This is a genomic window from Halorientalis pallida (assembly GCF_049605515.1).
Taxonomy (GTDB): Archaea; Halobacteriota; Halobacteria; order Halobacteriales; family Haloarculaceae; genus Halorientalis; species Halorientalis pallida_A.
Map to the genome: position 1 here is coordinate 1,712,918 of NZ_CP187158.1, position 21,587 is coordinate 1,734,504.

Sequence of the window (21,587 nt, forward strand, 5' to 3'; positions counted from 1 at the left end):
CGTTCCTCGCCGCCCGCCCCGACTCAGGCCTGGGTCTCGGTGGCGGCGTCGGGCCCGAACTCCCGGAGCCCACCCAGTGCCTCCCGGGCCTCACGGCGGGTCGGGTAGGTCCGCTTGCTCTCGGCGACGGTGCTGCCGTCGGTGTCGACCAGCCGCCAGCGCCAGCCGTCCTCCTCGCCCTCGTGGAGTTCGAAGGCCGGCGACTCGATCTCCAGCAGGCTCGCCGTCGTCAACACGTCCCGGACAGACGCGAGCGCGCGCTCGGCCCCGCTCCGGGACTCGAAGGTCGGACCGCTGATACCGACGGTGTTGCCGGCGGTATCGACGAACCGCCAGATCCAGCCGTCCTGGCGTTCGGTGACCTCGAACGCCGCCAGGTCGAAGTCGAGCAGGCCCGCGCCGCCCGCGAGTTCGCGGGCCCGCGAGAGGTCTACCCGCGCGCTCTCGCGGCTCTCGTGAGTCCGGGCCCCCACGGCCAGCGTCGACCGGTCGGGATCGACCAGCCGCCAGCGCCACTCGTCGGTCCCGCTGTCCTCGTCGGTGACCGTTTCGAGGCGGAACGCGGCGGGGTCGACCGCGAAGACGCTCGCGCCGCCGGCGTTGTCCCGGACCAGGCGCGCGGTCGTCGCCACCGCGTCCCGGGACGGGAACTGTTCGGTGCCGACCGCCAGGGGCTCGCGCTCGCGGTCGACGATCTCCCACTCCCAGGCCTCGCCCTCCTCGCCCTCGGTGACCGAAAAGCGGATCGCGATGTCCTCGACGGTGTGGACGGCCGCGTCGGCGGCGAAGTCGGCGACCGACTCGGCGGCCTCGGTGGCGCTCTCCCGGTCGGTGAAGCCGCCGAGGCTCCGGGCGATGGTGCTGCCGTCGGGGTGGATCAACCGCCAGCACCACTGCCGGCGCTCGCCCTCGCCGACGTACACCTGAAAGAGGGCGGCGTCCATCTGCCGGGTCTCGGCGTCGGGGGCCAGAAGCGAGAGGGCGTCCATCGCCTCGCGGGCGGTCTCGTCGCTGTCGTAGCGGCCGGGGCTGGTCGCCAGCGTCTCCCCGCTGGCGTCGACGAGTCGCCAGTGCCACTCGGACTCGGCCTCGTACAGCTCCAGTGCGGCACTGCCGATCTCGACCAGATCGGCCTCGGGCGCGTGCTGTTTCATCGTGTTCATGGCCGCCGCGGCGTCCTCGCGGGAGGCGTGTTCCTGCCCGCTGTCGGAGACGACGCTCCCGTCGGCGTCGACCAGCCGCCAGTTCCAGCCGCCGTCGTCGGCCTCGTAGAGGTGGAACGCGGCGCTGTCGAACTCGATCCGGTCGGCGGTCTCGATCTCCTCGCGCAGTTGCTCGACGGCGGCCGCCGCCTCCTCGGGGTCCGCGAACGTCGCGCTGGCCGGACTGCGCGCGACGGTCTCGCGGTCCTCGGTGACCAGCCGCCAGGCCCAGCGGTCCCCCTCGGGGTAGATCTCGTACTCGGCGTCGTCGAGTTCGACGACCGGCGCGTCCGCGACGACCTCCTTGACGCGGCCGACGACCGAGCGGCCGCTCTCCTCGGAGGGCACTGCACCCTCACTGCGGGCGACAACGTCGTCGGCGGCGTCGACCAGTCGCCAGCGCCAGCCACCCTCGTCGCCCTCGACGATCTCGTAGGCTGGCGAGCCGGATTCGAGGAACGGCATGTCGATGGCTCCCTCCATGATCCGGCGGACCGAGGCCTCGACTGCCTCCCGGCTGTCGAACTCGTCGCTGGACTCGGCGATGGTCTCGTCGTCGGCGTCGAGTAGCTCCCAGCGCCAGGTGCCGTCGGCCTCGATCAACTCGACGCCGACCTGTTCGACGTCCATCACCGGCGACTCGCGAGCGGCCTCCCGGATCGACCGGACGGAGGCCTCGGCGTCGTCGCGGTCCTCGTAGGCCCGTGGGCCTTCGCCGAGGACGCCCCGGTTCTCGTCGACCAGTCGCCAGCGCCAGTCCGAGCCGTCGCCGTAGACCTCGAACGCCCCGTCGTCGACGTCGAGTAGCGAGGCACCGGGGCCGTGTTCTTTCAGCAGGTTCACCGCGCTCTCGGCCTTCTCGCGGTCGGCGTAGCGGCCGTCGCTGTCGGCCAGCACGACGCCGTCCTCGTCGACGAGCGTCCAGCGGGCCGTCGACTCGCCGTCTTCTCCCGCCTCGCGGTACAGCCGGAAGGCGGCGTGGTTGATCTCCAGCAGACTCGCGCCAGCCACTTTCGCCTTGATCTCCTCCAGCGCCGCCTCGGCGTCGGTCTGGCTCTCGTAGGCCCGGGTCCCGTCGGCGACGGCCGCTTGCTCGACGAACCACCAGTGCCAGCCCGACTCGCCCGGGAAGACCGCGAACACGCCGTCGCGGTCGGCCTCGCCGACCAGCACGTCCGAGACGCGTGCCTCCGTCTCGTCTTCGACGACCCACCCCATCGCGGCCGCGTCCTCGTCGGTCAGGAAGTAGCTCCGCCGTCCGGTCACCACGGGCACCAGCGCGGCGACCAGTGCCAGGAGTGCCAGTCCACCGCCGTAGCCGGCGAGAAAGAGTTGCCCCTCGGTCCGTCCGATGCCCCACTGCCCGGGATAGATCTGCAGGAAGTACCCCACCGTCGCGACGGAGACGAGCGCACCCAGCACCGCCACCGGGACCGCCCGCCTGCGGAGGGGCAACTGGAGGACGGTCCCCAGCAGGAACACGGGGAATCCGGCCGCGGCGAGTATCAGCGTGAGTTCCGTGACCGCCGCAGGCGAGAGGCCGAGCAGGCCCGTGCGACCGGCCGCGAACACCCCCACACCGGCGAGTATCGCCACCAGCCCGATCACCAGTATCCAGTAGCCGTACACCTCCGGTTTCGTCCGCGCTTCCCCCATGTACTGGTCGTAGAATCCGTAGAAAGCGCTGTCCGGCTGCGATCCCGTTGCCATTGGTACAGTTCGACGTTGGACCACTCGATACCTTAAACGTGGGGTTGGTTCACACGGCTCTCAGCGACTGAAAAGACGGCTAATCGAGCAACCGCGCGCCCGTCGGGTCGATCCGACAGGTCGACGGGTCGTAACCGGCCGCCGAGAGGCCGCCGTCGATGGAGAACACGGTCTCGCCGAGCATCGCCATCGACGCGTCACCGCCGGCCTCGTTCACGTCCAGGATCACCTCCCTGATCTCGGGCGTGAGCAGTTCGGCCTCGCGGGCGAACTGCCGGGACGCACGCATGAACGACGACAGCGTGGGTTCCTCGACGACCCGGGAGAGGCTTCGCTTGCCGGCCTGGTCCAGCAGGTCGGTGTCGCCGGAGATGACCTCCTCGGTCGAGAGTTCGCCCAGCGTGTGGTACTCGACGGGACCGCGTGCCGGGATGGCGTCCAGCAGGTTGTCCTGCGGGCCGCCGGGTTCCAGCCGGATCGGGACGCCGCCGCGGGCCTGGGCCACCACGTCGCCCAGCCCCGTCCCGGCCTGCACCTCCGCGCCGTGGGCGATGGTGACGAGTTCGTTCTCGGAGAGTCGGCGGTCGAACGCGTCGTTGACCGCCAGCGCGGTACCCAGCGCCATCGCGCCGGAGACGCCGAAACCCGACCCGATGGGGAGGGGCGTCTGGCCGTCGACCCGAGCGGTCGCCTGCAGGGTGTCCAGCACCGTCTCCACCGCGTCCATCTCGACGGGCACGTCGTTACAGCGAACGCTCGTCTCCTCGGCCGGCCGGACGGTGACGGTCACGCCGTCGGTCAACGTCAGCCCTGCGCCCTGCGAGCCCGCTTTCGTCGGATCGTCGTCCCGGTGGATGGTGAAAAAGCCGGTCACGTGGCCCGGGACGAACGCTTCGGCTTCAGTCATGCCTCCCGGTCGGGCCCCCGTGTGAATAAAAGGTGGTCGTCGCGGTCGGTCCAGTCGGTCCCGTCAGGTCCGACGGTCGACACCGCTTTCACCGTGGCCTCGCAGGTCCAGCGCAATGACCGACAGCCCCCGCATAGTCGTCGACCCCGCTCGGCCGCTGGTCGACGAACGGTTCGCGGTCCGGCTCGCCGGTTTCCCGCCGCGGCGACGGGTGACCCTCCGGGCGCGAATGCCACTGGACGGCGGGCTCTGGCAGTCCCGCGCGACGGTCCGGACCGACGGCGACGGGACCGCCGACCTCGACAGCCAGCGACCGCTCGCGGGCACCTACGGAACGGCCGACGCGATGGGGCTCGTCTGGTCGGCCGAGCGGATCGGCGACCGCCCTGCACCCCGCGAGCGCACGCGCACCGACGGCAACGTCTCGCTCACCGCCACGGTCGGCGGACGACGCGTCGCCAGTGCCACCGTCGAGCGACGCTTTCAGCGCGCGGACGTCACTGCCGAGCCGGTCGACCACCGCGATCTCGTCGCACGACTGTACGACCCACCCGACGAGACCACGGACGGTGACGGCCAGCGCCCCGGCATCCTCCTCCTCGGTGGCTCCAGCGGCGGCTTTCCGTCCCGGCGAGTCGCCACGTTACTGGCCTCGCGTGGCTACGCCGTGCTGGCACTGGCGTACTTCGGCCGTGACGACCTTCCGGACCGGCTCGTCGAGGTTCCGCTGGAGTACGTCGAGTCGGCGGTCGAGTGGCTCGCCGCCCGTGACCGCGTTCGGCCCGACCCGCTGGGGGTCGTCGGCTGGTCGCGGGGCGGCGAACTCGCACTGCTCGCGGCCACCCGCTGTGACCGGCTCCGAACCGCCGTCGGCTACGCTCCCAGTACTGTTTCCTTCCAGGGTAATAGACTGCTGTCGGATCCCGGGTCGGCCTGGACGGTCGACGGCGAGGGTGTGCCGTACGTACCGCTGGCGCGACCCACCGGGTTTCGATCACGGATCGTCGCCCGGTGGCTCCGGGGCCGACCGCTCTCGGTTCGCCCGCTGTTCGAGCGCGGACTTGTCCGCGCGAGCGAGAAACGTGTCCGGGCGGCGACGATTCCCGTCGAGGAGATCGGCGGCCCCGTGTTGCTCGTGACCGGCGGCGACGACCGCGTCTGGCCGGCCGACACGCTCGCTACCCGAGCGATGGCACGGCTGGACGCGCGGTCGTATCCACACACCTACGACCACCTCAGCGTTTCCGGTGCCGGCCACGACATCAAGGTTCCCTACCATCCGACCACCGAGCGTGCGACGCGACCGGTTCCGGTACCTGGTCGGTCGCTCGCACTCGACATGGGTGGGACGCCAGCGGGGTACGCCCGCGCCGACGCGCAGGCGTGGGAGCGGACGTTGGAGGTGCTAGACGAAGGTTTGCGACCCTAGTTCTCGGTCGCGTCAGCGGCGTCGGAAGCGACGGGCGTGTCGTCCCCGTCGGCCCCGTCGTCCGCGTCCTCGGAGAGCCGGTCGAGCAGTGCCGCTCGCTGACTCCGGGACAGATCGTCGGCCAGACACTCGACGAACGCGGCCACGAGGTCCTCTCGAACCCGGAGTTCGACGTGTTCCGTCCGGCCGTCGACGACGACGGCGTCGAGTTCCCACTCGCCTTCCTCGGGGTCGGTCATCCGGATGTCTACCCACTCGTCCGTGGTCGGGTCGGTCGACTCTAACGTTGACATAACGACTCTAGTACGACGGAATTCGGTATAACTGTATCCGCAGACGAGTGATAGCACCCCCCAGCCCGGAAAGCGAGTGACCACGGGCGATAGCTCTTTGTATACGTAGTATTACTACGCAAACATGCCGACGATCAGCGCGCGGCTGTCGGAGGAGGAACTGGCAGAGCTGGAGCGGGTCGCGGAGCTACTGGAGGACGACCGCAGTACGACGATCAGGAAGGCCCTCGAGGAGGGACTGGCGGAGTTGCGGATTCGCGAGGCCGTCGGGCGCTACCAGCAGGGCGACGTGGCCGTCACCGAGGCGTCCCGGATCGCGGGGCTCTCGGTCGCGGAGTGGCTCGAGGTCGCCCGGGAGCGCAACCTCACCACCCAGTTGCGCGCGGCGGACCTCCGGCGGGATGCCGACAACGCGAGGGAGCTGTGAGCCGCATCTACGTCGACGCGACCGTGTTGACCGCCCTGGGAGCGGTCGGCGAACTCGACCTGCTCGGTGCCTTCGACGGCACCATCGCCGTTCCGGACGCCGTTCGCTCGGACGTGACGACCGAACCGGCGCGCACGAACCTCGACCGGTTCGTCGACGACGATATCGTGACCGGCCCGGTCGAGACCGACTGGACCGACGACGCGATGCGCGTGCTGGACGCATCGGAGCCGACCAGCGACGTCCGCGTGATCGAGGGCATTCTCGACGCGACGGCCGATGCCGACACGCGGACGGACGAGGACGGGGACGCTGGCCCGACAGTCGGGCTCATCTCCGACGACCGGCGGCTCCGGACCGTCGCCGAGGGATTCGGCGCGACTGTGACCGGTACCTTCGGCGTCGTCGTCCGGGCGGCGGTCTCGGACAAGTACTTCTCGCAGTCGCAGGCAAAGCGGGTCGTCCGCCGGATCGACAGCCACGGCCTGCACCTCACCGGGGAGTTGCGCGAACAGGCCGTCGGGGAAGCGGAGTAAGCCGCGTCGGCTTCGTCAGGGGCTCAGCCGCCGGCGGTCTGACGAGACTCGCGTCGCTCGTCTCGTGGGCTCCCAGAGACGTCGCCCTACGGGCTCAGTCTCTGGTGATCTCGCGGGAACTCCGTCAGACGAGTCTGACGTGCTCCCGCTCGACAGGGTCGCCGTCGCCTACGGCGACAGGCGCTGGCGGTCTCGCGGGAAGAGAACCGCTTCACGGATGTTGCCAAGCCCGAGCATCGTCATGATGAGGCGCTCGCCGCCGAGCCCCCAGCCGGCGTGGGGCGGCATGCCGTACTTGAACATCTTGGTGTAGTACTCGAAGGCCTCGGGGTCGAGTCCCTGCTGTTCGAAGCCCTCGACCAGCTTGTCGTAGCGGTGTTCACGCTGGCCGCCGCTGACCAGTTCCATCGACGGGTGCATCATGTCGAAGCCCGTCGAAACCTCCGCGTCGTCGTCGTGATCCTTGATGTAGAAGGGCTTGATCTCGCTGGGCCAGTCAGTGATGAAGTAGTGTTCGCCCACCTCGTCGCCGAGCACGTGTTCGGCCTCCGTCGAGAGGTCGTCGCCCCACACGAGCACTTCGTCGAGTTCGCCCGTCGCGTTGATCTTTTCGAGGGCCTCCTCGTAGGTGAGCCGCGGGAAGTCACCGTCGGGGACCTCGAACTCCTCGGTCATGTCCAGCGCTTCGAGCTGGTCCTGGCAGTTCTCGGCGACGCCCTCGTAGGCGGCCTTGACGATCTGCTCGCAGGCGTCCATCGCCTCGGTGTGGTCGTAGAAGGCCGACTCGAAGTCGATGGAGGTCGCCTCGTTGAGGTGCCGGGGCGTGTTGTGTTCCTCCGCGCGGAAGATCGGACCGATCTCGAAGACGCGTTCGAGGCCGGAGCCGACCATCAGCTGCTTGAACAGCTGGGGGCTCTGGTTCATGAAGGCCTCCTGCCCGAAGTAGGTGATCGGGAACAGTTCCGTCCCGCCCTCGGTCCCCGTGGCGACGATCTTGGGCGTGTTGATCTCCGTACAGCCCAGATCGCGGAACGCGTCCCGGACCGCTTCCAGGGCCGCGGCGCGGATCTCGAAGATTGCCTTGACCTCGGGCTTGCGCAGGTCCAGCGTCCGGTTGTCGAGTCGGGTCGGGAGTTCCGCGTCGACCTTCCCGGAGGGGTCCAGCGGCAGTTCGGGGTCGGCCTCGGCGATCACGTCGACTGAGTCGGGGACGATCTCGACGCCGGTCGGCGCGCGTTCCTCTTCCTCCACGTCGCCGGTCACGGCGACGACGCTCTCACGATGCACGTCCAGCCCCGTCTCCACGAGGTCGTCGTCCATCTCGTCTTTCTCGAACTTGACCTGGATCTTCCCGGTCGTGTCCCGGATGATGATGAAGGCGATGCCGCCGAGGTCTCGAATCTCGTGGACCCAGCCGGCGACGGTGACCGTGTCGCCCGGCTCGGCGTCTGCAGTGTACGTGCGGTCGTCCATGCTGTCCGGTATCGGCGGCCGGGACTTAAGCCCCGCCCATTCCCCTCGCGCCACGCCGACCACCCCCTGTTTTAGGCGAACCGAAACCACTAAACCCGTGTTTAGGTATGCCTAAACCAAGATGGAGACGACACACACTGCGCCGACACGACGACAGTACATCACAGGCGGAAGCGCGCTGGCGGCCGGCGGCCTGCTCGCGGGCTGTTCGGACATCGTGGGCCAGGGAGACGACGGCGACGCAAACGGGACGGATTCGGGCGGGACCTACACGGTCGAGATGGCACCGGTCGGTGAGGTCAACTTCGACAGCGTGCCCGAGACGTGGGCCGTCTACTGTCCCGGATACGCGGACATGGGCGTCGCGCTCGGACAGGCGGACGGCCTGCAGAGCGTCGGCTACAAGCCCCGCTTCTACACCCGCTGGTACGACGAACTCGACGGCGTCAGCGTCGACAAGGGCTCGCTCTACGAACTCTACCAGAGTGGGATCGACCAGGAGATCTTCTTCGAGATGGACGCGGACGTACACGTCATCGACCCCAACTGGTTGATCAACAACTTCGACGGCTGGGAGCGAAGCGACGTGACCGAGATTCGCGACACCGTCGGGCCGTTCGTCGGCAACCTCATCTTCCGACAGACGGACGTCTGGCACGAGGACTATCGCTACTACTCGATGTACGAAGCCTTCGAGAAGGTCGCGGAAGTGTTCCAGGCGACGGACCGCTACGAGGCATTCGAGACCCTGCACGACGAGTACGTTCGGGGTCGAGTCGCCGACGCCCTGCCGCCCGAGTCCGAGCGACCGACCGGCCTGTTCGCCCACGCCAACGGCACCGAGCCGGAGGTGTTCTCGCCGTACCGCTTCGACACCGGCGGGACGAGCGTCAAACACTGGCGCGACCTCGGCGTGAAAGACGCGCTCGTCGGGACCGACGTAGAAGGGTTCAGTTCGACGAACCGCAAGCGCATCGACTACGAGCAGTTGCTCGAGATCGACCCGGACGTGCTGTTGTTGAAAGGCCACGAGAGCAAGACGGCGACGGAGTTCGAGAACACCGTCGTCGAGTTCATGCGCGACCACGACGTGGCGAGTGAACTGACGGCGGTCCAGAACGGGCGCGTGTTCAGAGGGGGGCCGACTTACCAGGGGCCGATCTACAACCTCTTCCTCGTCGAGCGCGGAGCGAAGGACCTGTACCCGGATCGGTTCTCCGGCGAGCTGTTCGACCGCGACCGCGTGGCCGACATCGTCGCCGGGGAGGTCTGAGATGGCACCGGGATCGACGGGCCACGATCGGGGAGGTGACTGCGCCCGATGACGGAGGACGAGTTGGCGAGCGAGGACGGGAATCGGAGCCTCGCCGAGCGGTTCAGCCCGTGGCGAGCGCGCGACAGTGACGCTGGCGGCGGCCTCGCGGGCCGGCTCGTCCGCCGGTTCGCGTGGCTCGACACCTCGTTGCTCGCCCTGATCCTCGGGAGTACGGCCATCGTCGTCGGGGCGGGACTCGTGCAGGTCAGCCTGGGCTCCTACGAGATGACCATCGGGCAGGCTTGGGCGGCGGTGTTCAACCCGAACGTCCTGTTCAATCCGCAGGCCTGGGACGCGTTCCTGCTCGGCGAGGCCGTTCCGGAGATGAGTACCGAGAGCCTGATCGTCTGGAACATCCGACTGCCACGGGTGCTGGTCGCGGTTCTGGTCGGCATGAACCTGGCAGTCTCGGGCGCGATCTTCCAGGCGGTGACCCGGAACGAACTCGCGAGCCCGTTCATCCTCGGCGTGTCCTCGGGCGCGGGGCTGGCGATCCTGCTGACGCTCGTGGCCTTCGCCGGTGTCACGCTGGTCGTGCCGCTGGTCGTCACCGAGATCACGCTGGGCCTCTCGGCCTTGCTCCCGCTGATCGCGGCGTTCGGCGGAATCGCCGCCTTCCTGCTGGTCTACGCCATCGCCTGGAAGAACGGGACCTCGCCCGTGCGGCTGGTCCTCGCGGGCGTCATCGTCAGCACCGTCTTCGGCTCGCTCCAGACCGCGATGTTCTTCTTCGCCGACAACATCGGCGTCGTCCAGTCGGCGATCCAGTGGACGACCGGCTCGCTGACCGGCGTGGACTGGGAGCAGGTCCGGATCGCGATCCCCTGGACCGTGTTCGGGCTGGCGCTCGCAATCGTGAGTGCCAGGCAACTGAACGTCCTCCTGCTGGGCGAGAGCACGGCGAAATCTCTGGGGATGCGCGTCGAGCGCGTGCGCTTCGGCCTGTCGGCCGTCGCGGTCCTGCTGGCCGCGGCGAGCATCGCCGTCGCCGGCATCGTCAGCTTCGTCGGCCTGATCGTGCCCCACGTCGTCCGCAACGTCGTCGGCAGCGACTACCGGAAACTGATGATCGGCTGTCTGTTCGCGGGCCCGGCGCTGATGGTCGCCGCCGACGTGGGCGCGCGACTCGCGCTGAGTCCCACGCAGATCCCCGTCGGCATCGTCACCGGCCTCGTGGGCGGGCCGTACTTCCTCTACCTGATGCGCAGGCAGGAGAGCCTGGGTGAGATCTGATGGGTGAGCGCGGCTTCGCCACTGACGGCGGCGTGGGCTCGATCCTCGGCCGGGACGACGACACAGCGGACGACGGGGCCGACGACAGCCCCGCGGACGAAAGCGACGGGACCGGCGCGAGCGAGTTCAGCGGCGACGACCTCGTGATCGGCTATCCCAACACCGACGAGCCGGTGATCGACGACGAGTCGGTCCGCGTCCCGCCGGGCGAGGTGACCGCCCTCGTCGGCCCGAACGGGAGCGGCAAGAGTACCCTGCTGAAGGGGCTGGCCGACCAGTTGTCGCTGGACCGGGGCACCGTCCGGGTCGACGGCACCGAGGTTCACGACCTCGGCGCGAAGCGACTCGCCCGGAAACTCGGCCTGCTCTCTCAGGACAGCACCGCGCCCAACAGCATCACCGTCGAGAAACTCGTCGCACACGGTCGCTACCCCCACCGCGGCGCGTTCGAGGCGCTGACCGACGCGGATCGGGACGCCATCGACCGCGCCATCTCGATGGCCGGTGTCGATCACCTCCGGAACCGCGAGGTCGGGAGCCTCAGCGGCGGCCAACAGCAGTTGGCCTGGATCGCGATGGCGCTGGCCCAGGAGACCGACGTGCTCCTCCTGGACGAACCGACCACGTTCCTCGACCTGCGCCACCAGTTGCAGGTCATGGAGATCGTCGAACGTCTGCGCGACGAGAGCGAGACGACCGTGGTGCTCGTGCTCCACGACATCGAACAGGCGGCCCAGTACGCCGACCACGTCGTCGCGCTCGAAGACGGGGAAATCTACGCCCGCGGCCCGCCCGAGTCGGTCGTCACCGAAGACTTGCTGGCCGACGTGTTCGGGATCGAGGCCGCGGTCGCGACGACCGACCACGGCCCGCAGGTGACGCCGCTACGGCCGCTGGACGACGGGGACGACGGGAACGAAACGGGCGAGCCGGACGGACAGCGAGAGTGATCAATTCGCGTCTTTCGCGCCCTCGACGGTCTCGCGGACGGCGTCGACCCCCTCGTCGTGGACGAGGTCGCCGACGATCACCACGTCGGACTCCTGGGCCATCTGGTGGGCCGAGTCGTAGTCGTGGATGCCGCCGCCGTAGAACAGCGTGGCCTCGTCCAGCGCCTCGTGGGCCGCCCGGACCTTCGAGGGGTCGCCCAGCGTGCCGGAGTACTCGACGTAGACGATCTCCTGGCCGAACATCTGTTCTGCGACCTCGGCGTATGCGGCCACGTCGTCGGCGTCCTGCTCGCAGTTGGCCCCGGTGTAGGTGGCCACGGAGGCCTCGGGGTTGAGGACGATGTACGCTTCCGTCCAGGTGCGCGACCAGTCGATGTCGTCGTCCAGTCGGACCCACTCCTTGTGCGCGCCGGTCGTCCACGTCACGTCGCCGGCGTTCATCACGATCGGGACGAGATAGCCGTCGTGGGCGTCGCTGTGGACGACCGAGGACGGGTTGGACGGCTCGATGTACATCGGGATGTCGTACTTGCCGCAGGCCTCGACGACCCGCTGCATCTTCTCCTCGGTCATCCCGGTGGTGCCGCCCACCTCGATGGCGTCGGTCCCGGTCGCCGCCACGTCCTCGAACGTCTCACCGTCGACCAGCGACTTGTCCGGGTCGATCTTCAGGATGTGATCCCACTCCGTCCATGGCCCGCTCATACCGGGGCATTCCGACCGACCGTGAAAACTACTTCGGAAAGGCAGCCCGCTCAGTCCGCGGCTTCCGCGCCCGCCTGCTGTTGCCACTCGCGGATCTGATCGGCGCTGACTCCCTGCACCGTCGTCGCGACCTCCTCCGGGTCGACGGTCTCCAGGTCCGCCAGTGTCTCGATGTCCGCGTCGGCCAGCTTCTCGGCCGTGCGCTCGCCCAGCCCGTCCAGATCGACCAGATCGTCGACCGCCTGCCGGGCCTGGTACTCCTGGTAGTTACAGATCGGACAGCCCAGTTCCCACGGTTCGTCGCCGTTGTGGACGACCAGTTCGGGCAGGTCGTGCTCGTCACACCGCTCGTCGGTCACCTCGATCTCGCCCCGGCGCGGGAGCGGCAGGGAGTACTCACAGTCGGGGTAGCGCGTACACCCGACCAGCCGCGAGCCGTTGCGGAGCTGTTTGATCGCGAGGTCGCCCCCGTCGTCGGCACCGCAGTCGGGACAGTCGCCGATCACTTCGTCCTCGCTCTCGTCGGCCTCGTCGGCCGCACACTGGGGACACCCGTGGACGAAGGTGTCCCGCCCCGCGAGCATCTTGACGTGGCGGAGCCCGTGTTCCTCGCACTCCTCGTCCAGCACCTGCGGCTGGCCGGTACTCGGCAGGGGCAGGGTGTACCGACAGTCCGGGAAGCCGTCACAGCCCACGAAGTGCGAGCCGTGGCGACTCTTTCGGATCAACAGGTCGTGGTCGCTCTCCGGGCAGGGGCCCAGCGTCCGGTCGGCCTTCAGCGACTGCTGGAGGTGGTCGCCGACCTCCTCGCGGGACTCGTGGAGTTCCTCGAACACGCGTTCGAGCATCTCCCGTGACTCCTCGGTCACGTCGTCCAGCGTCGCCTCGCCGCTGGCGATGGCCGCCATGTCGGCTTCGAGTTCGGCGGTCATCTCCTCGCTGACGACGTGGTCGGCGAACTCCTCGGCGGCCTCGACGACGGCTTTGGCCAGCGTCGTCGGCCGCGGCGGGTCGTTCTCGATGTAGCCCCGGTCGTAGAGCTTCTCGATCACGTTGTGCCGGGTCGCCTTCGTCCCGATCCCCATGTCCTCCATGCGCTCGATCAATCGCGACTGGCCGTAGCGACGGGGCGGCTGGGTCTGCTTGGCCTCCAGTTCCACGTCCGAGACGGTCAGTTCCGCGCCCTCCGCCACGTCGGGCACGAAGTTCTCGCTCGCGCTGGAGTAGGGGTAGACAGCGTGGTAGCCCGGTTCCACGAGGCGCTTGCCGTTGGCCTTCAACTGGCAGCCGTTGGCGTCGGCGACCACGCGCAGGTGTTCCCAGGTCGCGGGTTCCGCGACGGTGGCGAAGAAGCGCCGGACGATCAACTCGTAGACCTCCCACTCGTCGTCGTCGAGTTCGCTCCGGTTGGGGAGTTCGCCCGTCGGGTGGATCGGCGGGTGGTCGGTCGTCTCCTCGTCACCACGCGTGGGTTCGATCTCGTCGAGGTTGAGCAGGCCGGCGGCGTCCTCGCCGAACGCACCGGTGTCGGTGAAGGCCGCGAGCAGTTCCTCGGGGTCCAGATCCTCGGGGTACACCGTGTTGTCCGTCCGCGGGTACGTGACGTAGCCCGCGGTGTACAGTTCCTCGGCGATGCTCATCGCGCGCTGGGCGGAGTAGCCCAGCGAGCCCGCGGCGCTGATGAACTGCGTGGTGTTGAACGGCGCGGGCGGGTCGTCGGTCCGGGTGCGCCGCCGGACCTCGGTGACGGTCGCGCTGGCGGCGTCCAGCAACCGCTCGTGGGCGTCCTCGGCGGCGTCTTCCTCCCAGACGCGTTCGGCCTCCTTGCCGTCGTCGTCGTAGAAGTACTGGGCCTCGAAGGACTGGCCGTCCTCGGTGAGGTCGGCGAACAGTTCCCAGTAGTCGTCGGGCTCGAACGCCTCGATCTCGCGCTCGCGGTCGACGATCAGCTTCAGCGTCGGCGACTGCACCCGTCCGACGGAGATGAAGTCGTCACCCAGTTGCCGGGCCGACAGCGAGAGGAATCGCGTGAGCGCCGCCCCCCAGATCAGGTCGATGATCTGGCGGGCCTCACCCGCCGCGGCCAGGTCGAAGTCCAGGTCGTCCGGGTCCGCGAAGGCGTCTTTGACCTCGCGCTCGGTGATCGACGAGAAGCGCACCCGCTTGATCGGCACGTCGGTCTCGTCGCGGATGATCTCGTAGGCCTCCTTCCCGATCAGCTCGCCCTCGCGGTCGTAGTCCGTCGCGATGACGGCCTCGTCGGCCCGGCCCGCCAGCTCCCGGAGCGTGCGGACGATGTTCTCCTTGGTCGCGGACTTGGTGATCTCGGCGTCGATTAGCTCGACGGGTTCCACGTCGCGCCAGTCGGAGTACTCCGGCGGGAAGTCGACGCCGACGACGTGGCCCGACAGGCCGACGACGCGCTTGTCGCCCCAGCGGTAGACGTTGACGCCGTTCTGGCGTTCGACCTCGGCGCTGTCCTCGCTGAGGATCTCGGCGATGCGCCGCGCGGCGTTGTCCTTCTCCGTGATTATCAACTCCACGGCGGCCCACCTCCCGGTGCGTGGGTGGTCATTCGCCAAGCCCTAAGCGCACACAGGTTTTGAAGCTTTCGTCCCAGTGAACCGAGGAATCGCCGGACTGCGCGGGGCCGCGCGCTCGCGCGCCACCGAACGCGCGGGTTCAACGCTTATGGGTTCGGGGCCGCCAGGGTACACCGATGCTCCGCCGCCTGCTGTCGTGGCTGGGATCGGACGACGACCGACCGGACGATCCCGAGACCCGGGCCGACCGCCTCCGCGAGATCGGGCGCGATCCGCTGGCCCACGGCCACGACGCGACCGAGGAGGTCCTCGCGGCCCTGTCCGACGAGTCCCCGCTCGTGCGGACCACCGCCGCGGAGGTGCTGGGCTCGGTCGAGGTCTACCACGAACTCGTCGCCGCCGATCCGCTGGTCGAGCGTCTGGACGACCCCGAGCGGTCGGTCCGGCTCGCGGCCGCCGAGGCACTGACGGTCACCACCGACGCGACGGTCGTCGACGACGTACTGCCGTACGCACTCGCCGACGATTCCGGCGTCCGCGCCGCCGGCGCAGTCGGCCTGTATCACGCGCTCTCGCGGGTCACCTACGAGTTCGCGCCAGCACAGGTCGAGGCGCTGTTCGACGCCTTCGAAGCGGCCGCGACCGACGGGGACGAGACGGCCACCGAGGACGACGAGCTGGCCCGGGAGTATCTCCTCTCGGCGATCTCCCGGGGTGTGGCCACGCGTGATCTGGCGTCCCTCGACGCGGAGCGGACGGACATTCTCGTCAACGCGCTGGACGACACGATCTCGGTCAGCGGCCAGGCCGCGGCCCTGCTCGGTCACGTCGACAACGAGACGGCACGCGCGGCGCTCCGGGACGCCCGCGAGAGTCACGCCGACGAGCGGGTTCGGGACGCCGCCGCCGAAGCGCTCGACGGCTGATCGAGCGAACGAACACGGCCTCGTCCCCGGGAGGACGGTTCTACCGACACGACTGGCCACCGACGGGTCGATCGCGGCAATATTTTAGGTCGGCCTAAAGTTCGAAAGCCATTTAAATTGTTTAGGCTAGCCTAAAACCGATGGTAGCGAAGTTCACAGGGCAGGGTGGTATCGAGAGACGACAGATGCTCGGGTTGGCGGGTGTGGCGGTGGCCGCGTTCGCGGGTTGCACCGAGTCGGCGGGATCGAGCGGTGATCCAGCCTCGGCCGCCACAGCGTCGACGTCCGGAGCGGCGACAGCGGGGACGGAGACGGCGACCGGGACGGACCGGTCGACAGCCACCGACACACCCGAGGAAAGCGCGACCGAGACCGAATCTGCGGACGAACACGCCGAGGCGAGCGGGCGAGAACACTCGAGCATCGAGTCGGCACGCGAATCGCTCGCCACCGCGCACCGTCGGCTCGTCGCGCAGGGCGACGGCGACGGGTTGACGGGACTGACGGCGGCGAACTATCCCGTCCGGACGGACGAGGTGCTGGCCGCCGTCGACCGCGCCCGGATTCACGTCGAAACCGCGCAGGCAGACGTTCTCACCGCCGAGCAGCGGGGAACCGTCGAAGACCTGGCGACGGTGGCGACGTTCCTCGAAACGATGGCCCGCGGACAGAAAGACATGTCACGGGCACACTGGCGGCTCGACGACCACGTTCCCGACCTCTTTTTCGACGGCTCGGCCGCGACGCTCGCCGACCGCCTCGACGCCGCGGTCTGGTTCGCCGAGCGGGTCGAAACCAGTCTGGACGACCTCCCGTCGGACGTCGACACGCGGGCGGCACGGTCGTTCGAGCCACTCGACGCGGCCGCCGTGTCCGACAAGCTCGACCAGATGCGAACCGCGATCTCGGCCATCGACGCGATCCACGACGCGTTCGACCCGGCGCTCACCGGACTCGAACTGCTCCGCGACGGCACCGCGAGGTACGAGATGAGACGATACGCGACCGCGATGTCCGAGTACGGCGACGCCGCAGACGAGTTCGGGACTGCCGTCGCGGAGTTCGAGTCACTCAGTCTCGCCGAGCCTTTCGCGGCGACGGTCGAAGGCATGACGAGTGCGACCGAGGTCCTCGAAGTCGGCTGTAACGAACTCGCGGACGCTGCTGCCGCCAGTGCCGACGGTGCCGACACGCTGGCCGACCGCCACATCGCCGAGGCCCACGAAGCGTTCGACACCCACGACGACGTGCCGTCGATCCCCGCCATCGACGAGGGTCCGAGCGCCTGAGGCACCGTCGGTCACTCAACTCGAACGACACCGCCCTGTCCGTCCCCACCTTTTTCCCGCAACAGCTGCTCCACGACCACCTTTTTCTCCTCGGGTGGCTCACGCCGTTCGCCACCCATCGTCCAAAAAGCTGGACCAAAAAACGCTCGCTCCCGCCGGTCGCTCGCGGTTCTACCCCTCTAGTTCTTCCCGCAACAGCTGCTCCACGACCACCTTTTTCTCCTCGGGTGGCTCACTCCGTTCGCCACCCATCGTCCAAAAAGCTGGACCAAAAAACGCTCGCTCCCGCCGGTCGCTCGCGGTTCTACCCCTCTAGTTCTTCCCGCAACAGCTGGTTCACGTCGCCCGGATCGGCACTGCCCCCGGTCTTCTGCATCACCTGACCGACGAGGAAGTTGATCGCGTTGTCGTCGCCGTCGTGGTAGTCCTCGACGGCACCGGGGTTCTCGTCGATGGCCTCGGTGACCGCGGCGGCCACCTCGTCGCCGCTGGTCTTGCCCAGGTCCTCGTCCTCGACGACGGTGTCGGGCGCTTTCCCCTCGTCGAGCATCGTCCGGAGGACCGTCTCGCGGGCGTTCTTGGCGGTGATCTCGTCCTCGGCGACGAGTTCGACCAGCCGCATGACCTCGTCGAATCGGTCGTCGATGTCCGTGATCTGCATGTCGCGGTAGTTCAGTTCGCCAAGCAGGTTGTCCGCGACCCACGTCGCCGCGAGGTCGGGGTCGAACTGCTGGGCCACGTCCTCGAAGAAGTCCGCGACCTGTTTCGTGCTGGTGAGTTTCGAGGCCGCCTCGTCGCTGAGGCCGTACTCGGCCTCGAAGCGCTCGCGGCGGGCGTCGGGCAGTTCCGGGATGGCGATCCGCTCTTTCCAGTCGGCGACCTGGAGCGGTGGGAGGTCGGCCTCCCGGAAGTAGCGGTAGTCTTTCTCCTCTTCCTTCGAGCGCATCGAGACCGTGTTGCCGTGGGTCTCGTTGAAGTGGCGCGTCTCCTGCTCGACCGCGCGGCCCGACTCGACGAGTTTCTTCTGGCGGGACTTCTCGAAGGCCAGGGCCTTCTCCGCGCCCTTGTGGCTGGAGATGTTCTTGACCTCGGTGCGGTTGGCGTCTTCGAGCACGTCCTCGGGAATCTCGCCGTCCTCGTCGACCTCCGCGGCGGGGACCATCGAGAGGTTGGCGTCGATCCGGAGCGACCCGTCCCGGCCGGGGTCGAACACGCCGAGGTACTCGAGGACTTCCTCGAGTTTTTCGAGGAACTTCCGGACCTCGGCGGGTTCGCGGAAGTCCGGTTCCGTGACGACCTCCATCAGCGGCGTGCCGGCGCGGTTGTAGTCGATCAGGGTGTAGTCGGCGCGCTCGATGGAGACGGTGCGGCTCTCCAGCCCCTCGGTGCCCTCACGGACGTGTTTGATGCTCCCGGGGTCCTCTTCGAGGTGGGCCCGCCGGATGTCGACGCTCCGACGGGTCCCGTCGACGTTGAACTCCAGTTCCCCGTCCTGGCAGATGGGTGCGTCGTACTGGGTGATCTGGAAGTTCTTGGGCAGGTCGGGGTAGTAGTAGTTCTTCCGGTGGAACGTCGTCTCCTCGGGAATCTCGGCGTCGATGGCCTTCCCAACCTTGACCGCGGCCTCGACGGCCCCCTCGTTGAGGACCGGCAGGGCACCGGGGAGACCGAGACAGACGGGGCAGGTGTGGGTGTTCGGCTCGTCGTCGCCCACGTCGGTCGAACAGCCACAGAAGATCTTCGTCGCCGTCTCCAGCTGGACGTGGACTTCCAGCCCGATGACGGCGACGAGATCCCCCGTTTCGGCAGCCTGTGCAGTCATTACTCGCGGTTCGTGAGCGGACGGCTAAAGGCTAACGACCCGGGCGAGTGCTGTGCCGGTCGACGGACCGCCGGGCGCAGACGCACCTTTCTTGTCCGTCCTCGCCAACGTACCGGTATGGTCACCGAGAAACTGCGCCGCCTGAGTTACGGCTGGCTGCTCGTCCAGGGCCTACTGGCCGCCGCCAGCCCGAAACGGAGTATCCAGCTCAACGCCAAGCTGTGGGGCCTGGCCTTCGAGAACACCGACGAACTGGAGCCGAAACCCTGGTACGTCCGCTCGGTCCGCGCGGCAGGGATCGGGATGCTCGCAGCCGGCGGGGTCGGCCTCCTGCTGGAAGAACGGGCCAGCGAGGGCGAGGAGGCCGAGGCGGTCGAGGAACCGGACGAACCGATCACCGTCGAGACCGACGACTGACGGGGACGCCTCAGGGCTTCACTCCCGGACGATCTGGCCGTCGAGGTACGCCCGGACCTTGTCGTTGGTCGCCTGCGTCTTCTTCGTGAACGTGACGACCCGCTCGCCGGCCTCCCGCTCGTCGGTCTCGATCTCCAGTTGCAGACCCATGCTCCGGAAGTGTTCGAACAGTTCGTCCACGACCGACGGAGGCGCACGGACGGTGTGGCGCTCGCCGACGGTCGCGCCGCCGTCGATCCGCTCGATCGTGTCGGTCATCGAACAGAGGATCGCTTCCCCGAGCTCGTGAGCGCGCTCCCGCCGGGCCGGTTCGTCCTCGTCCCACTCGACGGACTGGAACGCCTCGCGGATGAGCCGCCGGAACATGAACGCCTGGCCGTAGTCGAACGGCAGCGAGAAGGCGTATTCGAGATTCCCCTGATTGGCGGCCGAGGTGGTGTACTTCAACTGCCGGTCGACCGAGCGCGTCTTCATCACGACACCCTCGCGGCCGTCGGCGTCCAGTTCCTCGACGATATCCGGAAGCTCGTCGACGGCGTCCTCGGGCGTGAAGACGCCGTGGAAGGGAACCTGCGGGATGTCGTAGTCGGCACACAGTTCGCGGCGCTCGCGGACCGGCAGGGAGTCGCCCGTCTCGCGCTCGCGCACGTCGAACACGCGGAAGGCCAGCGAGTCCACGTCGGCGTACTCGTGGTCGGTGTAGGGGTTCTCCGGGCCGACCATCTCGCCACAGAGCATCAGGTCCGGGTGGTCGGCGAAGAACTCGGCGACGGGGAGCAACTCGCGGGCCTTGTAGGTGGTGAACGGGCAGACGATGCCGCTACGGGTGAACGCGAGCGGTTCGGCCGGCGGGTCGTCACCGACCCGCGCGACGCGGACGTTGAACCCGTCGAGTTTCTCCTCGACGGCGAGTTCGTCGTCGAAGTGGCGTGGAACGCCGGTCTCGATCACCAGCGTGCGCGGGATCTTCGGGAACCCGTCGACCACCGTGTCCTCGATCAGGACGACCCCGCGGTTGAGGTCGCTCCGGTAGTCCGGCAGGTGTTCGTATTCCCGGCCGCGAACGGATCGGGTCTCGAAGTGCTCCCGCAACTCGGCGAACCGCTCGGCCGAGACCGGCAGGGGATCGTGATAGTCCATACCGGAGCAACGCCAGCCGGGCCAAAGAAACTCCGTCGACCTCTCAGTTTCCGGGAATCGCCCCGGGAGCGATGGGCCCGCGACCGGCTCACGTTACGCCGGGGACATATTACCCCGGAGGTACTGCGTTCGGGTATGGCAGGCCATCCGCTCAAACAACGCTTCGTCGTCGACACCTCCGCCTTCCTCACCGACGAGATCAGGCGCGATGGCGAAGACGCGAACGACGCCGTGAATCGACTGCTGGAGTTGATCGCGGAGGCGAAACTCGGGCTGGACATCTCCTGTTACATGCCGCCGTCGATCTACGAGGAACTGCGCCTGATGCTCGAGGACCGCGAGATCGACGACGAGGTGTTCTCGAAGCTCAACACCTGGGTGATCAAGAAGAACCCGGCGCGCTACGAGGTGATGATCCCCGCCGAGATCGTCTACGAGTTCATCGACGAGATGTCCGACCGCGTGGATCGCGGCCTGCGCGTCTCCGAGAAGGCCGTCCGGAAGGCCGAGCAGTCCCGCGCCGACGAGATCGAGGAACACGAGTACATGACCGAGGTGGACAAGGTGATCTCGGACCTGCGCGACGAGTACCGCACGACGCTCCGGCAGGGCGTCCTCGACTCGCGGGAGGACTTCGACCTGCTGATCCTCGCGCGGGAACTCGACGCCGGCGTCGTCACCGAAGATCAAGGCATCATCAACTGGGCCGAGGACTTCGGCCTGCGCTACCTCAAGGGCCGTGACTTCCCGACCCTGCTGGAGGAGTACCTGCAGGCCACCGACCGGTCGGAGTGGTGACCGTCGGCGGCACATACGGTGCCCTCGAACCCGGGGCGAGCGGTTTTCACCAGCCCCGTTCCTATCAGAAGCTATGTGAATGTCTGACGTAACTTTATGCCGTCAGGGACGGGCTATGTCTCTATGGCGAGCGGCAATCGCGTCGAGGAACTCGAATCGCGCGTGAACGAGCTTGAGGCGACGGTCGACGGCCTGACCGACGAACTCGTCGAGTGCAAGGTCCGCATCCGCGAACTGGAGAACGTCGTCGACGACCAGGTCGGACTGGACACCATCGACGGGAGCGGCGTCGGGTCGTCGACGCCCCCGGCGGAACGCGAGGCCGACGACGCGGCGGCCGAGCCGGAACCGGAGCCCGAGCCGGCCGCGGACGCGGAGCCGGCCGAAGCGCCTAAATCCGAGGCCGCCGAGGCGGAAGACGAGACGGAGTCCGAGGGCAGCGACATCATCGTCGCCTGACGGGCTCCGGCCA

General features: G+C 68.2%; 19 protein-coding genes. 11 read left to right on the forward strand and 8 right to left on the reverse strand.

Annotated features, from left to right (window positions below; translation table 11 throughout):
* Positions 1–23: 23 nt before the first annotated feature.
* Together ACOZ4N_RS10435 and ACOZ4N_RS10440 are read right to left on the reverse strand one after the other, a co-directional pair.
* Positions 24–2,912, reverse strand: a complete 2,889-nt coding sequence (locus ACOZ4N_RS10435; RefSeq protein WP_424019863.1) for a DUF1508 domain-containing protein — start codon at positions 2,910–2,912, stop codon at positions 24–26.
* Between the two features lie 79 nt (positions 2,913–2,991).
* The gene (locus ACOZ4N_RS10440) at positions 2,992–3,819 is read right to left on the reverse strand and encodes a pantoate kinase (protein ID WP_424019864.1); all 828 of its coding nucleotides are present in this window, start codon (positions 3,817–3,819) and stop codon (positions 2,992–2,994) included.
* A 115-nt stretch (positions 3,820–3,934) separates the two neighbouring features.
* Here ACOZ4N_RS10440 and ACOZ4N_RS10445 point away from each other — a divergent pair, with 115 nt between their 5' ends.
* Positions 3,935–5,248: an acyl-CoA thioester hydrolase/BAAT C-terminal domain-containing protein gene (locus tag ACOZ4N_RS10445; RefSeq protein ID WP_424019865.1), complete on the forward strand. Its 1,314-nt coding sequence runs from the start codon at positions 3,935–3,937 to the stop codon at positions 5,246–5,248.
* Here the strand turns inward: ACOZ4N_RS10445 and ACOZ4N_RS10450 are convergent.
* A complete protein-coding gene (locus tag ACOZ4N_RS10450; protein ID WP_424019866.1) occupies positions 5,245–5,541 on the reverse strand; it encodes a hypothetical protein in 297 nt (98 codons plus the stop codon). The two genes, ACOZ4N_RS10445 and ACOZ4N_RS10450, sit on opposite strands and share 4 nt — an antisense overlap.
* Before the next feature lie 124 nt (positions 5,542–5,665).
* Here ACOZ4N_RS10450 and ACOZ4N_RS10455 point away from each other — a divergent pair, with 124 nt between their 5' ends.
* Complete coding sequence (locus ACOZ4N_RS10455; RefSeq protein WP_424019867.1) at positions 5,666–5,968, forward strand: UPF0175 family protein; 303 nt, start codon at positions 5,666–5,668, stop codon at positions 5,966–5,968.
* Positions 5,965–6,504: a hypothetical protein gene (locus ACOZ4N_RS10460; protein WP_424019868.1), complete on the forward strand. Its 540-nt coding sequence runs from the start codon at positions 5,965–5,967 to the stop codon at positions 6,502–6,504. Before ACOZ4N_RS10455 ends, ACOZ4N_RS10460 begins: the two co-directional genes overlap by 4 nt.
* 168 nt (positions 6,505–6,672) lie before the next feature.
* On the opposite strand, the gene aspS is transcribed toward ACOZ4N_RS10460, so the two are convergent.
* Complete coding sequence (aspS, locus tag ACOZ4N_RS10465) at positions 6,673–7,977, reverse strand: aspartate--tRNA(Asn) ligase (RefSeq protein WP_424019869.1); 1,305 nt, start codon at positions 7,975–7,977, stop codon at positions 6,673–6,675.
* A 121-nt stretch (positions 7,978–8,098) separates the two neighbouring features.
* On the opposite strand from aspS, the gene ACOZ4N_RS10470 reads away from it, so the two are divergent.
* The 3 genes from ACOZ4N_RS10470 to ACOZ4N_RS10480 are packed head-to-tail and all read left to right on the forward strand — an operon-like array spanning position 8,099 to position 11,475.
* Entirely contained in the window at positions 8,099–9,250 is a 1,152-nt protein-coding gene (locus ACOZ4N_RS10470) for an ABC transporter substrate-binding protein (RefSeq protein WP_424019870.1), read from the forward strand.
* 48 nt (positions 9,251–9,298) lie between these two features.
* Positions 9,299–10,525 carry a FecCD family ABC transporter permease gene (locus ACOZ4N_RS10475; protein ID WP_424019871.1) on the forward strand — a complete coding sequence of 409 codons (1,227 nt, stop codon included), beginning with the start codon at positions 9,299–9,301 and terminating at the stop codon, positions 10,523–10,525.
* Positions 10,525–11,475, forward strand: a complete 951-nt coding sequence (locus ACOZ4N_RS10480; RefSeq protein ID WP_424019872.1) for an ABC transporter ATP-binding protein — start codon at positions 10,525–10,527, stop codon at positions 11,473–11,475. The genes ACOZ4N_RS10475 and ACOZ4N_RS10480 overlap by 1 nt, the downstream gene beginning before the upstream one ends.
* Here ACOZ4N_RS10480 and ACOZ4N_RS10485 read toward each other — a convergent pair whose 3' ends face one another.
* Both ACOZ4N_RS10485 and ACOZ4N_RS10490 read right to left on the reverse strand, forming a co-directional pair.
* Positions 11,476–12,180, reverse strand: coding sequence for a phosphoglycerol geranylgeranyltransferase (locus tag ACOZ4N_RS10485; RefSeq protein WP_424019873.1), 705 nt, complete (start codon positions 12,178–12,180; stop codon positions 11,476–11,478).
* Between the two features lie 50 nt (positions 12,181–12,230).
* Positions 12,231–14,723: a DNA topoisomerase I gene (locus ACOZ4N_RS10490; protein ID WP_424019874.1), complete on the reverse strand. Its 2,493-nt coding sequence runs from the start codon at positions 14,721–14,723 to the stop codon at positions 12,231–12,233.
* A gap of 176 nt (positions 14,724–14,899) precedes the next feature.
* Here ACOZ4N_RS10490 and ACOZ4N_RS10495 point away from each other — a divergent pair, with 176 nt between their 5' ends.
* Positions 14,900–15,649 (forward strand): HEAT repeat domain-containing protein, encoded by a 750-nt coding sequence (locus tag ACOZ4N_RS10495; protein ID WP_424019875.1) that lies wholly within the window; start codon positions 14,900–14,902, stop codon positions 15,647–15,649.
* Positions 15,650–15,789: 140 nt separating this feature from the next.
* Entirely contained in the window at positions 15,790–16,938 is a 1,149-nt protein-coding gene (locus ACOZ4N_RS10500) for a hypothetical protein (RefSeq protein WP_424019876.1), read from the forward strand.
* 304 nt (positions 16,939–17,242) lie between these two features.
* On the opposite strand, the gene gatB is transcribed toward ACOZ4N_RS10500, so the two are convergent.
* On the reverse strand, positions 17,243–18,760 hold the full coding sequence (gatB, locus tag ACOZ4N_RS10505) for an Asp-tRNA(Asn)/Glu-tRNA(Gln) amidotransferase subunit GatB (protein WP_424019877.1): 1,518 nt from the start codon (positions 18,758–18,760) through the stop codon (positions 17,243–17,245).
* 117 nt (positions 18,761–18,877) lie between these two features.
* Between gatB and ACOZ4N_RS10510 the strand changes: the two genes are divergently transcribed.
* A complete protein-coding gene (locus tag ACOZ4N_RS10510) occupies positions 18,878–19,177 on the forward strand; it encodes a hypothetical protein (protein ID WP_424019878.1) in 300 nt (99 codons plus the stop codon).
* Positions 19,178–19,195: 18 nt separating this feature from the next.
* Here ACOZ4N_RS10510 and ACOZ4N_RS10515 read toward each other — a convergent pair whose 3' ends face one another.
* Positions 19,196–20,317 (reverse strand): RNA ligase, encoded by a 1,122-nt coding sequence (locus ACOZ4N_RS10515; RefSeq protein ID WP_424019879.1) that lies wholly within the window; start codon positions 20,315–20,317, stop codon positions 19,196–19,198.
* A gap of 135 nt (positions 20,318–20,452) precedes the next feature.
* On the opposite strand from ACOZ4N_RS10515, the gene ACOZ4N_RS10520 reads away from it, so the two are divergent.
* Both ACOZ4N_RS10520 and ACOZ4N_RS10525 read left to right on the forward strand, forming a co-directional pair.
* The gene (locus ACOZ4N_RS10520) at positions 20,453–21,115 is read left to right on the forward strand and encodes an RNA ligase partner protein (RefSeq protein WP_424019880.1); all 663 of its coding nucleotides are present in this window, start codon (positions 20,453–20,455) and stop codon (positions 21,113–21,115) included.
* Between the two features lie 123 nt (positions 21,116–21,238).
* Positions 21,239–21,574 (forward strand): DUF7518 family protein, encoded by a 336-nt coding sequence (locus ACOZ4N_RS10525; RefSeq protein WP_424019881.1) that lies wholly within the window; start codon positions 21,239–21,241, stop codon positions 21,572–21,574.
* The last annotated feature ends 13 nt before the right edge of the window (positions 21,575–21,587 follow it).

What these genes read in the sequence shown, in the direction of transcription:
- ACOZ4N_RS10455 (WP_424019867.1), top strand. Translation starts at nt 5,666, where the DNA reads ATGCCGACGATCAGCGCGCGGCTGTCGGAGGAGGAACTGGCAGAGCTG.
- gatB (WP_424019877.1), bottom strand. Translation starts at nt 18,760, where the DNA reads ATGACTGCACAGGCTGCCGAAACGGGGGATCTCGTCGCCGTCATCGGG.
- ACOZ4N_RS10515 (WP_424019879.1), bottom strand. Translation starts at nt 20,317, where the DNA reads ATGGACTATCACGATCCCCTGCCGGTCTCGGCCGAGCGGTTCGCCGAG.
- ACOZ4N_RS10520 (WP_424019880.1), top strand. Translation starts at nt 20,453, where the DNA reads ATGGCAGGCCATCCGCTCAAACAACGCTTCGTCGTCGACACCTCCGCC.
- ACOZ4N_RS10435 (WP_424019863.1), bottom strand. Translation starts at nt 2,912, where the DNA reads ATGGCAACGGGATCGCAGCCGGACAGCGCTTTCTACGGATTCTACGAC.
- ACOZ4N_RS10450 (WP_424019866.1), bottom strand. Translation starts at nt 5,541, where the DNA reads ATGTCAACGTTAGAGTCGACCGACCCGACCACGGACGAGTGGGTAGAC.
- ACOZ4N_RS10475 (WP_424019871.1), top strand. Translation starts at nt 9,299, where the DNA reads ATGACGGAGGACGAGTTGGCGAGCGAGGACGGGAATCGGAGCCTCGCC.
- aspS (WP_424019869.1), bottom strand. Translation starts at nt 7,977, where the DNA reads ATGGACGACCGCACGTACACTGCAGACGCCGAGCCGGGCGACACGGTC.
- ACOZ4N_RS10480 (WP_424019872.1), top strand. Translation starts at nt 10,525, where the DNA reads ATGGGTGAGCGCGGCTTCGCCACTGACGGCGGCGTGGGCTCGATCCTC.
- ACOZ4N_RS10500 (WP_424019876.1), top strand. Translation starts at nt 15,790, where the DNA reads ATGGTAGCGAAGTTCACAGGGCAGGGTGGTATCGAGAGACGACAGATG.
- ACOZ4N_RS10445 (WP_424019865.1), top strand. Translation starts at nt 3,935, where the DNA reads ATGACCGACAGCCCCCGCATAGTCGTCGACCCCGCTCGGCCGCTGGTC.
- ACOZ4N_RS10485 (WP_424019873.1), bottom strand. Translation starts at nt 12,180, where the DNA reads ATGAGCGGGCCATGGACGGAGTGGGATCACATCCTGAAGATCGACCCG.
- ACOZ4N_RS10470 (WP_424019870.1), top strand. Translation starts at nt 8,099, where the DNA reads ATGGAGACGACACACACTGCGCCGACACGACGACAGTACATCACAGGC.
- ACOZ4N_RS10525 (WP_424019881.1), top strand. Translation starts at nt 21,239, where the DNA reads ATGGCGAGCGGCAATCGCGTCGAGGAACTCGAATCGCGCGTGAACGAG.
- ACOZ4N_RS10440 (WP_424019864.1), bottom strand. Translation starts at nt 3,819, where the DNA reads ATGACTGAAGCCGAAGCGTTCGTCCCGGGCCACGTGACCGGCTTTTTC.
- ACOZ4N_RS10510 (WP_424019878.1), top strand. Translation starts at nt 18,878, where the DNA reads ATGGTCACCGAGAAACTGCGCCGCCTGAGTTACGGCTGGCTGCTCGTC.
- ACOZ4N_RS10495 (WP_424019875.1), top strand. Translation starts at nt 14,900, where the DNA reads ATGCTCCGCCGCCTGCTGTCGTGGCTGGGATCGGACGACGACCGACCG.